General features: G+C 62.1%; 11 protein-coding genes. All 11 read right to left on the bottom strand.

Annotated features, from left to right (window positions below):
* Nucleotides 1-25 precede the first annotated feature (25 nt).
* On the bottom strand, nt 26-634 hold the full coding sequence (locus BLT92_RS11555) for an arsenate reductase/protein-tyrosine-phosphatase family protein (protein WP_157691424.1): 609 nt from the start codon (nt 632-634) through the stop codon (nt 26-28).
* Nucleotides 631-1,656, bottom strand: coding sequence for a glycosyltransferase family 2 protein (locus tag BLT92_RS11550; protein WP_092105796.1), 1,026 nt, complete (start codon nt 1,654-1,656; stop codon nt 631-633). Before BLT92_RS11550 ends, BLT92_RS11555 begins: the two co-directional genes overlap by 4 nt.
* Nucleotides 1,653-2,789, bottom strand: coding sequence for a glycosyltransferase (locus tag BLT92_RS11545; protein ID WP_172802589.1), 1,137 nt, complete (start codon nt 2,787-2,789; stop codon nt 1,653-1,655). The genes BLT92_RS11550 and BLT92_RS11545 overlap by 4 nt, the downstream gene beginning before the upstream one ends.
* Nucleotides 2,786-3,421: a tyrosine-protein kinase family protein gene (locus BLT92_RS20620; protein ID WP_172802588.1), complete on the bottom strand. Its 636-nt coding sequence runs from the start codon at nt 3,419-3,421 to the stop codon at nt 2,786-2,788. Before BLT92_RS20620 ends, BLT92_RS11545 begins: the two co-directional genes overlap by 4 nt.
* The gene (locus tag BLT92_RS11540) at nt 3,418-4,497 is read right to left on the bottom strand and encodes a YveK family protein (protein ID WP_092105792.1); all 1,080 of its coding nucleotides are present in this window, start codon (nt 4,495-4,497) and stop codon (nt 3,418-3,420) included. The genes BLT92_RS20620 and BLT92_RS11540 overlap by 4 nt, the downstream gene beginning before the upstream one ends.
* Before the next feature lie 157 nt (nt 4,498-4,654).
* A complete protein-coding gene (locus tag BLT92_RS11535) occupies nt 4,655-5,839 on the bottom strand; it encodes a DegT/DnrJ/EryC1/StrS family aminotransferase (protein ID WP_092105790.1) in 1,185 nt (394 codons plus the stop codon).
* Nucleotides 5,836-6,885 (bottom strand): sugar transferase, encoded by a 1,050-nt coding sequence (locus tag BLT92_RS11530; protein WP_092105788.1) that lies wholly within the window; start codon nt 6,883-6,885, stop codon nt 5,836-5,838. The genes BLT92_RS11535 and BLT92_RS11530 overlap by 4 nt, the downstream gene beginning before the upstream one ends.
* Before the next feature lies 1 nt (nt 6,886).
* Nucleotides 6,887-7,810 (bottom strand): GNAT family N-acetyltransferase, encoded by a 924-nt coding sequence (locus BLT92_RS20885; RefSeq protein ID WP_231939159.1) that lies wholly within the window; start codon nt 7,808-7,810, stop codon nt 6,887-6,889.
* A gap of 191 nt (nt 7,811-8,001) precedes the next feature.
* Entirely contained in the window at nt 8,002-9,183 is a 1,182-nt protein-coding gene (locus tag BLT92_RS11520) for a GNAT family N-acetyltransferase (protein WP_157691422.1), read from the bottom strand.
* Nucleotides 9,173-11,086 (bottom strand): nucleoside-diphosphate sugar epimerase/dehydratase, encoded by a 1,914-nt coding sequence (locus BLT92_RS11515; RefSeq protein WP_092105782.1) that lies wholly within the window; start codon nt 11,084-11,086, stop codon nt 9,173-9,175. The genes BLT92_RS11520 and BLT92_RS11515 overlap by 11 nt, the downstream gene beginning before the upstream one ends.
* A gap of 183 nt (nt 11,087-11,269) precedes the next feature.
* Complete coding sequence (locus BLT92_RS11510; protein ID WP_092105780.1) at nt 11,270-13,933, bottom strand: helix-turn-helix transcriptional regulator; 2,664 nt, start codon at nt 13,931-13,933, stop codon at nt 11,270-11,272.
* Nucleotides 13,934-14,207: the final 274 nt, after the last annotated feature.

Genomic DNA, 14,207 nt, shown 5'->3' with positions numbered 1-14,207 from the left:
GACGAACCAAGCGATCACCATGCGACTATGTCACTTTCGGACAGAATCGGCGTTCCCATACGATAAGCGAATCGATCGCCGGGACCATCTGCTCGATCATCGCGTCGTAGACAGCATCCGAGCGGTCGAAGGGGTCGACCACATCATCCGACACTGCTGCTGCCGGATCACGGACGGGACGACGATAGCGTTGGGCCAGAACAGCCAGAGAATGCCTTCTCTGCGCCGGCTGCGTCTGCCCCTCGGGTGGGACCAACGGCAGGATTCGCGCGAACTCACGAAGTGTGAAAGTGCGCCTGAGAGATGCCGGCACCATCTGCACGACATCGCTGCGATGAGACCGGTCCATGGTGAGGACCAGGTCGGCGTCTTCAATATGCTGCGGCTGCAGCCTGGTCGAGGTGAAATCAGAGATGGACAGTCCCCTCTCTTCCGCGATCTTCCTGATCTGACCGGTGACCGGACCACCTTCCCAGCTCTGGGTGCCGGCGCTGGAGATCCGGAACTGTTCCGGCGCCAGATCGTCGAGTCCAGCCCGCAGAAGATATTCGGCCAGTGGCGATCTGCAGATGTTGCCGGTGCAGACCAGAAGTATCCGGAATTGCGGATCCGTGACGTCCCATTTGCCGCTCATCGCAGTGCACCTGTCAGCCGTGCAATATGGAACATCGACCGAGAGCCGATCAGGTTGTAGGCCAGGCACAGCATTCGACGGCGTCCTTTCAGCCCTCGGATACTGACGACAGGCACCTTCGCTCTGATCTCCCGTGCGGCAGACAGCCGCTGGTCGGCAGGGAGTTCGCAGTCGCGATGGTGGAGATCTCGCATGCACGAGAGCACATTCTTGGCTCTGATGTACTCTCCCGCGCCCATGAGTTGCCTCGAGCCTGTCGACCGAGCCCATGCCCTCAGCTGATCGTTGACGTACAGGAGGTCTGAGAAACTGTCCGGCAGATATCGCTGGGTCGCGGATGCGGCACTGCCGCGACGGTAGAGATAACCGTCGATGGGCAGAACTCGCATGCGCCGCACACCCGGCAGACACGCGAGATTGAACAACAGGTCCTCCCCCATTCTGATTCCCTCACAGAAGCGGGCCCTCTGCTCTGTGATCAGCGATTGCCGATAGGCCTTGTCCCACAGCGCATTCGCGCGCTCATCAAGGATCATCTCGGCAACCGAGTTCGGCTCGAGCTCGATATCTTGAGCGGGCTGAGCGAGGAGTGGAGCCGCATCCGCCACACGCGGGCGCCCACCCGCGCCACCATGGTCTGCACCGACCGATACTTCTTCGCTGCGCACACCGAAACTGACGAGCTCTGCCCCGACTCCGACACGCACGACTGCTTCGACGAGCGTTGGGTCGGCGAATGCGTCGTCGGCATCGACGAACATCACCCACTCGCCGGAAGCAGCGGCGAGTCCTCGGTTCCGCGCAGCAGAGACGCCGAGGTTGTCCTGCACGATGAGTTCGATCCGTGGGTCCTCATCACGAAGCTCACGAACTATGCCCTCCGTCGCATCTGCAGATCCATCGTTGACGACGATGATCTCGAGACGGCGATAGGACTGAGCAGTCACAGAGTGCAGACACCCTCGAATTGACCTCTCGCCGTTGTAGACGGGAATGATGACCGAAACCAGCGGCGCCGTCATGTCGTCCCGTTCTGCACGTCGGGTTCGACCATGAGGTCGGATTCGGCTGCAGGCAGATCCTGGCGCTTCCCAAGCTTCTCCCGAGCGTTGATGTCACGGTCTCCCACAATCGATTCCTCGAGGAAGAGGCGAATCATGCCGGCCGAGTGCGAGGAGTCCAGCTTCTCCCGGTCGAAGCGCACCGGCTTGAGCAATTCTCCTGAGGCCCAGTCGACGGCGATGCGATCAGCCAATCCGGCGCAATCACCGTCGGTGCTCAAGATTGCGCCGGGAATATCGCGCACGCCCTTGACATCGAAGGCATATGCCCGGCGGCCGACTGCCAATGATTCGAGCATCACCCGGGGCAGTCCTTCCCAGGTCGAGGTGTGGATGAGCGAATGCGTCCGGGCCAACTCGGAGGATGCCTCCCCTCGTCCTGGTGCCTCAACCAGTGAGTCGATGCGGAGTTCGCGGATTCGCTCTCTGGTCGCTTTGAGCAGACTGCCTTCGCCGAGCATGCGGAGTGCGAACGGAACACCGAGCGACTGGAGCCTGACGGCAATATCGAGCGCCAGGTCAGGCCGCTTCCTTGGACTGAATTCACCGATCCAGAGGAGGCGGAGGGCTTCATCTGTCCGCGGCACAGGTGACGCCGGGTAGGCGGCGAGGTCGAGTCCGACCCCCGTGGGCAGCTGGAGGATCCTCCGTCGGGGGAACCGCTGAGCGAACCAAGCCTGGTCGTCGGCGTTGATCGTGATCACGCCTGCGGTCGTCGACAGAAGTCCTGCTTCCAGCACCTGCCATACGCGTTCGGCCGCATGTCGCCCAGAATTCCAATGCAGCCCATGACAGAAGTAGACGATCGGGGCACCGACATCGCTGCCTCGAACGATCGCAGATGCGGTCGCCGAGTTGGTCACGACGACGTCCAGCCGCTGTTCCGCCACCCAGCGTCGCAGTCCGGCCCGAGCCCGGAGGATCCCGAGCCCGGGGTGACGCGTGAGTCCGTCGATGACGGTGCAGGCATCGTCCTCCCCGGGGGTGCCTGCAGCCGGGAAGACTTCGTGACCGGCAGCTGTCCATGACGTGACAATGCCTGGGAAGAACGAATCGATCATATGTCCGACGCTGGCCAGCAGTCCTATCCTCATGATGGTCTCCGGCTGTCGGCCAGGGCCTCGGAATCTCGAAACGGAGCAGCGCCGTGATCTTCGCTGGGGCCGTGCTCGCCTGCGAGACTGTCTGCCTGGCGCGTGCGGAGCTCGTCCCCGAACCGCCCTGGCCATGTGTGTGGTCGCGGTTGGCCGTCGGCTCCCCAGATCTCTTCGGCCAGGGAGCCCAACGGACCCTCCGGTGCATGAGCAGCGCCTCGACTGCGCCGTCTGCGTTGAGTCCGGCGAAGGCTCCCTCTTCCAGAGTCTGTGGGCGGAGCCGGTCTCGACGGTGACGTTTGCGCCTCAGCTCCAACCGCTCCCGCCTCCCTACCCTCGCGCAGGGCATCACCCTCCTCGGACCGGGTTGAGTACCGCTGGTAGTAGCCGCTCATCTCGACGCCCGATCGAGGCACTCGGTTGAGGATGAGGTTGACCGGAGCGCTGAGGACGTCCAAACACTTCAATGTTTCCTGCAGATCCGTGAGTCGGACTTGGCCGACGCCGGCGACGATGAGCACTCGCCCGACCAGTTTTGCGAGAGCAAGACCGTCAGCGACTGGCAGAAGCGGAGGTCCGTCGAGAATGACGAAGTCGAACTCTTCCGTCAATCGCGCGACCAGTGTGCTCATGGCACGTGAGTCGAGGAGTTCTGCGGGGTTCGGGGCATCACCCCTGCTGTGAGTATGTACAGTTCGTCCTGCCCCCATGGTTGAAGCAGTTCGGCCACATCAACGGCGCCGAGAAGCGCGGTCGTCAGCCCGGCAGAATTCTCCAGGCCCAGCTTCTTGGCAATCGTCGGCTGTCTGAGGTCGACGTCGACAACAGCCACCCGATTCCCCGCTTGTGCGAGGGCGATGGCCAAGTTGATGCTCGTCGAGGATTTCCCTTCCTGTGCCTGCGCCGAGGTGACGAGGATCGCCGAATTCGTGTCGTCGACCTGTGCGAAGCGCAGATTCGTCCGCAAGCGCCGAAACGCCTCCCCACGCGGATCGTCGATCGGCAGGTCATCGATGAGAGGATGATCGCCGATATTCGGGTCCTCAGGTACTGCGGCGAGCACCGAGGCTGATGTGAGGCGCTCGATATCCGCACGTGTCCGCAGCTTGTTGTCCAAAGCCGACCGCAGCAGAGCCAATCCTAGGCCAAGCGCCAAACCGACTGTCACTCCGATGGCGATGTACATCCACGGCGACAGCCCGTCCGGGCGCACGGGCGGAGCCGGAGGATTGGACACGGTCATCCTGATCTGGCTGTCTTCGTCTCCCGTCGGATTCTCCATGGTGCCGATGACCTCGACGAGGCTGTCGGCGACGGCACCCGAGACCCGCGCAGCATCAGCGGGATTTCCCTCGGTGGCCTCGACCGAGATGAGGACGGTTCTCGGATCGCTGTAGGCTGCGACATGCGGAGCAAGATCCTCCGGCGTCGTACTCAGATCGAGCCGGTCGATGACCGGCTGCAGCACCGGCGCAGTGTCCGCCATGTCGACATAGGTCTGTATCCGCTCCTGGATGAAGCTCGACCCCATCTGCAGTTCGTAGGGGTCACCGGACGTTGCCACAGATACGAAAAGCTCGGTCCGTGCTGTGTATGCGGTCGGCAGTAGCGCAGACGCCCCGAACCCGCCGAGCCCGCCGAGGAGCGCGGCGACGACGAGGAGAACTGCGTTGCGACGCAGCAAGTGCAGATATTCTTTGAGCTTCATGATTCGTTCCACTCCGGTCGAGCACTGTGCGCGATCGCAGAAGGCGTCGGCACAGCAACCATGCTTGAGCTCGAACCGGCGGTCCGAGTTGAGACCAGACTATGCGCGGCGTGCCTGCCCGAGGCAGTGTTCACGCGCGTCAGTACGGGCGTCCGCATCACAAATGCGGCCCACCGCAGAGAAGCTCGTCGACAGCTTCGATCACGCGGTCGAGCTGAGCGTCGCTCAACGTCGAACCGCTGGGCAGAGTCAGTCCTGTGGCGAACAGGTCCTCCGCAACCTGCCCTCCGACCATCGGGGCGTCTCGGAAGACCGGCTGAAGATGCATCGGCTTCCACAGTGGTCGAGTTTCGATGCCCCTGGATGCCAGCCACTGCCCCAGACGACTTGCCGTGAATCCAGTGAGGGACTCATCGACGAGGATGGCAGTGAGCCAAGCGTTGTCCCAGTGAGTGTTCTCGGCTCCGAACACGGCGATGCCGTCATGTGAGGCCAGTCTGTCCGCATAACGGGTCCGGTTCTGCCTGCGCCGCTCGATCATGGACTCGAGCCGGGTGAGCTGAGCCCTTCCGACTGCGGCGAGAAGATTGCTCAGTCGATAGTTGAAGCCGATCTCCCGATGTTCGTAGTGTGCCACCGGTTCCCGCGCCTGCGAGGAGAGATAGGCTGCGTATTCGGCCAAGCGGGAATCGTCGGTCAGCAGTGCCCCACCCCCTGAGGTAGTCATGATCTTGTTGCCGTTGAACGACACCGCAGCGCATCGGCCGAGACTGCCCACCGGCACGCCCTCATGCATCGACCCCAGCGACTCCGCAGCGTCGATGAGAACAGGTACGTCGAATTCGGCGGCGATCGGCAGGATCCGTCCGTAGTCGGCCGGCCTGCCCAGCAGATCAACTGGAACGATCGCCGTCGGAAGCGTTCCACTCCGACTCGACTCCTTGAGCACTTGATGAAGAATGAGCGGATCCAGGTTCCCGTCGCTGCAGCAGTCGACGAACACGGGGATGGCGCCGCTGTAGGTGATGGCGTTCGCCGTTGCGGCGAAAGTCATCGTCGACGTCACGACGCGGTCGCCGGGCTGGACTCCCAAACCGAGCAGCCCCAGGTGAAGGGCTGCCGTCCCTGAGGCGAGTCCGACAGCGTGTCGAACACCGACCTTGGCCGCCAATTCGTCTTCGAACGCTCTGAGGTCGGGTCCTGTGGGTGCGATCCAGCCGCTGCGGAAGGCGCCGAGCAGGTACTCTTCCTCGAGTGGTCCGACGTCAGGGGTCGAGAGCAGGACGCGCTCCTGCGAGATCGTTGGTGTGGTCAGCTTGGGTTCCGCCTCGGATATCGTCATGATGCAAGCCTCAGATTCTCGTTTGTCGCTTCATCCGGGTAGAGATCGCAGTACAGGAAACCCTCGTCCTCCGGCTGCTGCTGTGTGTGCCGCGTCAATGCCGCCGAAATTGATGCTTCCAACTCTGGCGGCACCGTGCGGAATCCAGCAGCGGCGTATGCAGCGGCAGCCGAACCGACCGAAGGTATGGGGCAGAGTGCGAGGTCCGCGTTCGCCCCTCGGGCTCGGTTGATGAGCAGCCTGAGGACTTCTGCATACACGACGGGCTGCCCGGTAAGAGTTCCTCTTCCCTCTTGTGTCGGATCGATTCGGACTATCCGATGCACCTCGTCGATTCTCAGCATCGCGCACCTGCCGATTGGAGCACCGCCAACGGTGCGCACGGCCCACTCCGTGAGTTCACGGGTGCGGGAGACCGGTTCGAATATGACGAGCTCCGAGCGCAGACTGCCGCCGAAGCTGTCCGTGGTCGCCACCTCGTCGACCTCGACTCCCTGCCTTCCGAGGACTGTGCCGACAGTCCGCAGACTGACTCTCAGGTCGGTCATCAGGGAGAGTGAGTCGACGTATTCGACATCCAGATCAAATTTCTCATCCCAGGACAGCGCATTTCGGCCGCTGACCTGAGCGAGTCCGCTCAGGCCCCCTCGAACCTCATGTCGGCGCGCCTGCTGTGGAGTGTAGAGCTGCAGGTAGTCGGTGGTGAGAGGCCGTGGACCGATGATGCTCATGTCTCCGACGAGCACATTCCACAGTTCGGGCAGCTCGTCGAGGCTCGTTGCGCGAAGCAGCCGACCGAATCCGGTCAGTCGAGTCTCATCGCTCGTCCATCCGCGCGACGGGTCGAAGGGCCGCATGCTGCGGAACTTCCGCAAGTGGAACACTCGTCCGTCTTTGGTCACTCGTTCCTGAGCGAACAGGACCGGTAAGCCGTGAAATATGAGCACCAGCAATGCGGTCACAGCGATGAGTCCGGAGCACAGGAGAAGCCCGAACGCCGCGGCGATGCAGTCGAATAGGCGTTTGACCCGTTGGTAGTCGACCATTTCACATCCTCACAGTCTCGAAGTCGGATTCGGCTACCGAATCAGGACCTTGCCGGTATGCAGGGAAGAACTCTTCGTCCCAGGTCAGACCGCTCTCGTCCACGCCGGCTCGACGGGCAGCGGTCAGTCTCTCGTATTCCTCGGTCGCGAATACTCTCTCTCCGGTCAGGAACGCGACCCCACCGTCGGGAGCGAATCCACGTTTGTATCGTTCGAGGCCGTCGTCGGATCTGACGCCGCCTCCGAGGACGTAGTTGCGGTACTTCCGCTCATGCAACCAGTTCATGACTTCCCACTTGACGAAGTCGTTGGGTCGCACTGAGAAAGCGGCCTCGTCGGTGCCTCCGAGGAAGTAGTAGCCTGCATCTGCGCCGAGAAGCAGCAGGTCGACCGATATCAGCCGACCTTCGTGCTGCGCGAAGACGTAGGCGCACTTGCCGGGCAGCGCTGCATGCAGACCGGCGAAGAATTCTCGATCGAATCGGTACCACTGTGCGCTCGACCGGCGATCCATCGTGGAGAGATAGATTCTGAGGAATTCGTCAATCAACTCACCCTCGGTGTCGATGACCGCGCTCACGCCTTCTCTCTTCGCACGTCTGACATTTCGTCGAACCTTCGATAAGACCCCGGTCCAGAGCTCCTCGGCGGAGACTGTCAGGTCTCGTACGAAATTCGTCTGCCGCTGTCTCAACCTGCCCGGGTACGGAAGGAGTTCCTCGTCGAACAGTGAGCACCTGAGAAATTCGCTGACGACGTTGTTGTCCCGGGCCCAAGAATCGAAATCCGCCCAGAACCGCGCTGCCGATTCTGCTGCATCCGCAAGACCCCAGTGCAGTGGCCCGCCGTAGCCATAGGGTGAGATGATGTCTCTCAGCTCGAACCTTCCGTCCCCACCCCTCGTTGGGCCTTCGATGCTTCGCATGAAGAACGGGTAGAGAATGTGGCCGCTGTCTTCCGTCCATACAGCTGCCATCAATGTGGCCCGACCGGGGCTGAGAAGCCGGCATACGTCTGGGTGGGCGAAGGGCGACTGCATCGGCGATGCCGCCCACAGCCGAGACCACACCGACCGGTCGGCCTCAACATCCGCGTTCAGCACCGAAAGCACACCGCTCATCTCTTCGACTCCGAATCCGCGATCTGGTCCCCGTATCCACAAGAGCAGTCGGACCGATAGGTCGGGAAGAACGTCGAGTTGCAGGAATGGCCGCTGCTCAGGCGAATGTAACGCTCTTCATCGATCACCTGCTGCGCAGTGAAGTAGCTGCGCAGTCCCGACTTCGCCATCGACAGCTTGTAGCGCAGCAGACTGTCGTCGGCGGCGTTGGTCACGCCTCCGCCCAGCACATAGTGCTTGATCCCGCGGGTCTGCGCATAGAGGAATGCCTGATGCGACAGAAGGCTATTCACTCCGGTCCGCAGGCTCGATTCTTCGGTGGCGCCGAGAACCGAGTAGCCGATCTCAGCGCAATACGCCACGAGCTCTGCAGAGATCGGCCGCCCATTGTCCAACGCATAGAGATACGCCACTCTGCCTGCGAGACTGGTGTTGAGCATGTCGAAGAATTCGCGAGGATAGTAGAATCTCGCACTCGCATGATTTCGGTCCATGGTGGCGTAGTACAGGTCGAGGAAGTCGTCGAGACGTTCTCCCGTTTCATCGACGATGACGTTGATGCCGGCGGCCTCCGCCTTGCGGACGCTGCGGCGGAAGCTCTTCGACGTGTCACCGAGGAGATCTGCCTCAGTCCTCCCACCCAGCTCCTTGACGACGTGCCCCGCCTGTTCGATGCGTTGGCCGGGGTAGCTGCTCAACCCTCCGGACACAGGGTTCTCACGGTGGAATTCACTCACGATCCTCTGAGAACGAGCCCATTGACGGAACCGGTCCCAGAACGTCTCCAGCAGTGTCGCTTCCTCGGTCCCGTCGGCAAGCGAGCACAGCGGCCCGCCGTAGTAGAGCGCCGTAGTGATGTCGAAGAATTTCTGGGCGACCGACGACCGTCCGAGGACATCGGAGTCGATCCTGCGCAGAAGGAAGGCGAACAGCACGCGTGAACCGCGGCCGTCGTCGAACTCCGCCGCCAATGGCGTCTGACCGGACTCGGCGCGATCGACGAGATAGGCGGGATGGGAGAACATGTCTCCATTCGCGCAGCGACGCCACGCGCTCAGCCATTCGTCCCACGATTCTCGATCCTGGGCATCGAGGATGCGCATGCGCGCAGCTGCCGCAGAGCTCTGCTGCTTCATCATCGTTTCGTTCTCGGATCGGGCGAGAGTCTCAGACCGCATGAGGCTCACCGACCGTCCGACTCGCATCCGCTTCGATGACGTCGGTGACACTGGTGACGTCAGTGACGCTGGTGACGTCGGTGACGACCAGCGACGGGCGGCAGGACCGAGAGCAGAAGCTGTCGATCTCCTGTCTCGACGCCATATCAGAAGGCAGAGCCGCAGCGTCGAGCTCAGGAGCCTCGACACGACTGATCTTCTCGTGGATTCTCACGACTATGCCTTCGTAATCGCCGAACAGCTCCTCATCGAGCTTTTCGCCCTCACGGAGGCCTGTGAACACGATCTCCGTGTGCTGGTTCGACATCGCAACCAGGCTGCGGGCGATGTCGACTATGCGCACGGGCTCTCCCATATCAAGGACCATGACGTATCCGTCCTCACCGATGACTGCAGCCTGCAGCACGAGCTGGCACGCCTCGGGAATCGTCATGAAGTATCGGCGCACTCGGGGGTCGGTCACTGTGACCGGACCGCCTCGGCGAATCTGCTCCTGGAATGAGAGAAGTACGGATCCGCGTGAGCCGAGCACATTGCCGAATCGCACCGAAAGGTAGGTTCCTTCCGCCTCGGCGGCGAATCCGCTCACTAGGCGCTCGGCTATGCGCTTACTCCTGCCCAATTCGCTCGTCGGCGACGCAGCCTTGTCCGTGGAGATGTTGACGAAGTGGTCGACTCCGACTCTCCTCGCTGCGCTGAGCACATTGAGAGTGCCGTACACGTTGGTCTTCCACGCCTCCTCCGGAAATCTCTGCAGCATCGGCAGGTGCTTGAGCGCAGCGGCGTGGAAGACGATTTCCGGCCTGGTCTCCTCAAAGATCCGGTCGAGTGCCTGCCTGTCACGAATGTCCGCGAGCACGATGTTCGGCGAGGTCAGCAGCGCCGACCCGAAGAGATTGAGTTCTACTCCGTGCAATGCGGTTTCGTCTCGATCGAGCATGATGAGCGCTTCCGGGCCGAGTGCGAACAGCTGTCGACACAGTTCGCTGCCGATCGAGCCACCAGCACCTGTGACCAGGACTCGCTTTCCAGCGATGTTCCTGGCGATCTCAGTCATGTCGGTGTGAATCGGGCTTCGACCGATCAGGTCCTCGACCTTGAGGTCGCGGATGTCGGCGACCTCCACCCTGCGGTCGACGAGCTCGGCCAGGGGCGGAATCGTGCGCAGCCAGCGTCCGGTCGGCTCGAGCCGCTCGCGGCAGATCTGCAGGAATTGGGCATCGGAGTCGGCGATGGCGACGATGACGCCGACGGCTCCGAGCTTGTGAGCCACCTCGGCGATGTCCTCGCTCTTGCCGCGAACCCGCACCCCGTGGATGCGCAGGTAACGTTTCTGTGGGTCGTCATCGATGAGTCCGACCGGCAGATAGGACCCGCCTGAATCCGAGAGCATCTGTCGGATCAGTGATTCGGCCGCGGAACCTGCGCCGACGATGAGAACTCGCTCGCCACGGATGGGACGAGTCACGATCTGGTGAACGTAGCGGATGAGGTATCGGCTCGCCGACATGGTGATCAGTCCGGCAAAGACCATCAACAGCACGAAAGCCGTGTCTCCGAAGGTCACGAGCAGCAGAGCACCTGAGATCATCACCGTAATGGCGATGAGGCTGCCGTACTCGGAGAAGCTGCCATAGTGGTACCGGCTGCCGTAGAGTCGCAATATCGCTCCGAGAACCAGTTGGATCGCCACCGCGGCGCTGAGTGCGATGGTGAATTCACCCCCACCCACCCAGCTGAAGCCCAGAGCCAGCCACGCGAGCAGAGCACTGGATATCCAGGCGCTGATATCGATCGCCACCTGTAGCCATGTCCGTCGCTCCCAGATACCCGACGTGAGTCGTGTGAGAGCGCCGGCCCCGGTCGACCCCGCGGCCAGACTCGGTTGGGTCAATGCAGTCATATCAATCTCCGCTGTCCACGCAGCCGGCTCCGACCTGCTGCTGATAAATGTTGTGCACCGCGGAGGCTCGTGCCGACCGCGAATACTGTCAAAACTAGATCCGATCCACCGCTGTTTCGCCGCCTGCGGAGTGCATGTGCGGGGCCCCGCGACGGGGGTGCGGCAAGCCGCCAAGGGGATCGCTCAGACCGCGGCCAAGCGGGGGCTGCCGGCCAGACGTGCCACCAATTCGGTGCGCGAGGCGACGTCGAGTTTCCTGTACACGGACGTGAGACGGAGCTCGACCGTGCGCAGCGACACGAAGACTCGGCGGGCGATGTCACGGTTCTTCATTCCCGCACGAACCAATTCGACGACCTTGAGCTCTTCCTCATTGAGTTCGAAGAGCTCCGGCAGCTGTGGTGTCTCCGGTGTTGATTCGCGATCTGCTCCCAGAGGCGCTTCAACCAAACGGTCAGCACCCACCTCGGAGTACAAAGTGCCTGCAATGTGCGAATGCTCTCGAGACTGGCCGTGCGAGCCGAGCTCGGCCAAGCGGCGCGAGAGTGCCTCATGCGTCAGCGCCCTCTCAAACTGAGAATCCTGAGACGTCCATGCCCGCAGCACGCGGAGGAAGAGTTCAACGGACTTGTCCCCGGCCGTCAGCATCGCCTCGCATCGGCTCAGAGCCAGTTCACCCCAGCGGGAATCAGCACGCTCGACCTTCTTCTTCAGCTGCTGGAACACCAAGCTCGCGTGCTCTCTCCGACCTACACGCATGAGTGCCTCGATGAGGTCTGGCTCATATCGATGAATATTCGCATTCCCCGAGTTGCCTGCAAGCTCCTGGCAGCGAAGAAGGTGGCGAGAGGCGTCGGCAGGATAACCGGCTCGCAACAGGTACGAGCCTTGGAGAGCGTTGAGGGATGCGATCAGGTCACGGTTGTGCGTGCTCGCCGCATGGGCCGCCAACTGCATCTCGACGGGCTCGGCGTCACTGGCCAGCCCCTGCGCCAGCAGACTCCAGCACTTCAACATGAGCCAGCGGTCAGACCTGATCGGGGGGTTCGCACCGACCTGAGAGCCCACGGTTTCGATGGTTTCCACAGCCACACTGATGCTGCCAGATCGGATAGCGGTCTCCGCCTGCAGGTACACGGCTGAAGTCCACCAGATCGTTTCTCGCCCATGACGGCTGCGAAGCCGATCGAGGACGGCCAGAGCGGACGCATAGTGCTCAGTGATGAGGAGTCCGGAAGCAATCGAGAGCAGGTAGTTGGGATCGACCGAGTCGATCTCCCGCTCCCCCAGTTCGGCGAACTTCTGCAGTGCCAGTTCATCGTTGCCTCTGCTGCAATCGAGACGCAGACGCGCCGCGTCGTACAGCTGCTGCTCTCGAGGACCGAATCGCTCCTGCAGGCTCGATGCGGCACGGAGAAGCTGCTGCGCCTCGGCATATTCTCTGCGCTCGAGGTGGCATTGGCTGAGCACCAATTGCAGCCGTGCCACCGCGTCGGGAGCCTCATCCATCTCAGCTTTCGTCCAACTGTCCAGAAGTCGCGAAGGAACTCGCTGATGCTGAACGAACTCGATCTCAACTTTCAGCGCTCTTGCCCGAACCATGAGACCGGAGTCTTCGACCGTCGACAGGATGCGGATGTACCGAGAGGCGAAGGACAGGTCACCGCGAGCGTAGAGGGCCCCCGCGACAACGAGCAGGCGCTGCCCGATGAATCCGATATCTGGCGACAGTCTGATCGCACGCTCGGTGAACTCGATTCCTGCCTCCCGGCAGCCCTCGGCGATGAGGCTGAGACCCGCGTCTGCCAGTCTGTCAGCACCGTCGAAGCTGGAGAACGAGGCGTGCCAATCCGAGAGCGCCGGAGTCGAATCAGCGCAGAGCTGCTCGAGCCGTTCGTGGAGGGCAAGTCGCTCAGCAGCGCCCATCTGCGCATGGACGGAGGCTCGCACGATTCCGTGAGCAATGAAGATGTAGGCCCCTCGGCGCTCCAGTACCCCTCGGGTCTCCAAGTCCTCAACGTGTTCCCACAGTTGTGGGAACTGCCTCCTCAACGGGCGAAAGGGTGTCAGAGGCGCCACCGCCAGCAACTTGAGTAGGGTGACCGCTTCCGGGTCGGACTCGCCCACGATCTCACGCACCATCGGATCCACTGCCCGACCGACCCTCACCGGCATCGGCAGAGCGGTTCGCCCCAGCCTCTGGCTCGGGGTCATCTGCGCAAGGATGAGTCGGAGCGCGAGCGGTCGGCCAGAAGCGATCTGCGTCGAAAACTGCACGACCTCCTCGGCGATATGTCCCGAAGTCAGGTCATGGGCGAATTCGGTCATATCCGTCGCATCGAGCGGCCGAAGTTCGAGGCTGGGCATTCCGGACAGCGGGCTCTCCTCCGGCACCAGCCGCGCCGTGACTGCGATCCGCAGTCGCCCCGTCCGAAGTCGGCGCACGATCTGTCCGAGCACGACCTGGGACGATGTATCCATCCCATCCGCATCGGGAATGACAATGAGGGTGTTGTCAGGGATCCGTGCCTGTCTGAATGCGGTCATCACCCATTCGCTCGCTTCGGGCTCGGACATCCCTTCCGAACTCAATTCGTCCCAGAATTCGAATGCCTCGGCATCCAGAACGCTCATGGCGGCCAGTAGGATCTCAAGGCCCGAGAAGCGTGTGGCGGCTTCGGAACGATTGAAGGGCACCCAGACGACCTGGCCGACCCAATCGCGTTCGAGCGCTCGGAGAAGCGAGGATCGTCCAAAACCTATGCCGCCGATGACGGCTGCCCCTGAATTCTGTTCGAGGATCGCTTTGACCCTGTCCAACTCACGTTGCCTGATCCTGGAACTCATTGCTCGATCCTTCGCACCGCGCCGGCGTCAGTGCCTTGTGACTGTGAAATGCTCATGGTTCGATCATCGCCAAGGCACAGTCGAAGGAATAGGTGGTCGATCCTGGACATTGCTCCATCATTACTCAGTCATCACAGGGTCATTACGGGACTGCCGCTACTCAGTGCTCCAGAGAGCCTCATCCGCGTGCAGGACCGGTACTCGATCCGCTTTCCACCTGCTCAGACGCAAGGACCAGATATGGTTCGTCCGGCCGTCGCGGGCAGCGCGGCCC

This window comes from Brevibacterium picturae (assembly GCF_900105045.1).
Lineage (GTDB): Bacteria > Actinomycetota > Actinomycetes > Actinomycetales > Brevibacteriaceae > Brevibacterium > Brevibacterium picturae.
Note: the sequence above shows the minus strand (reverse complement) of the source record. Positions and strands in the feature narration are given on the sequence as shown.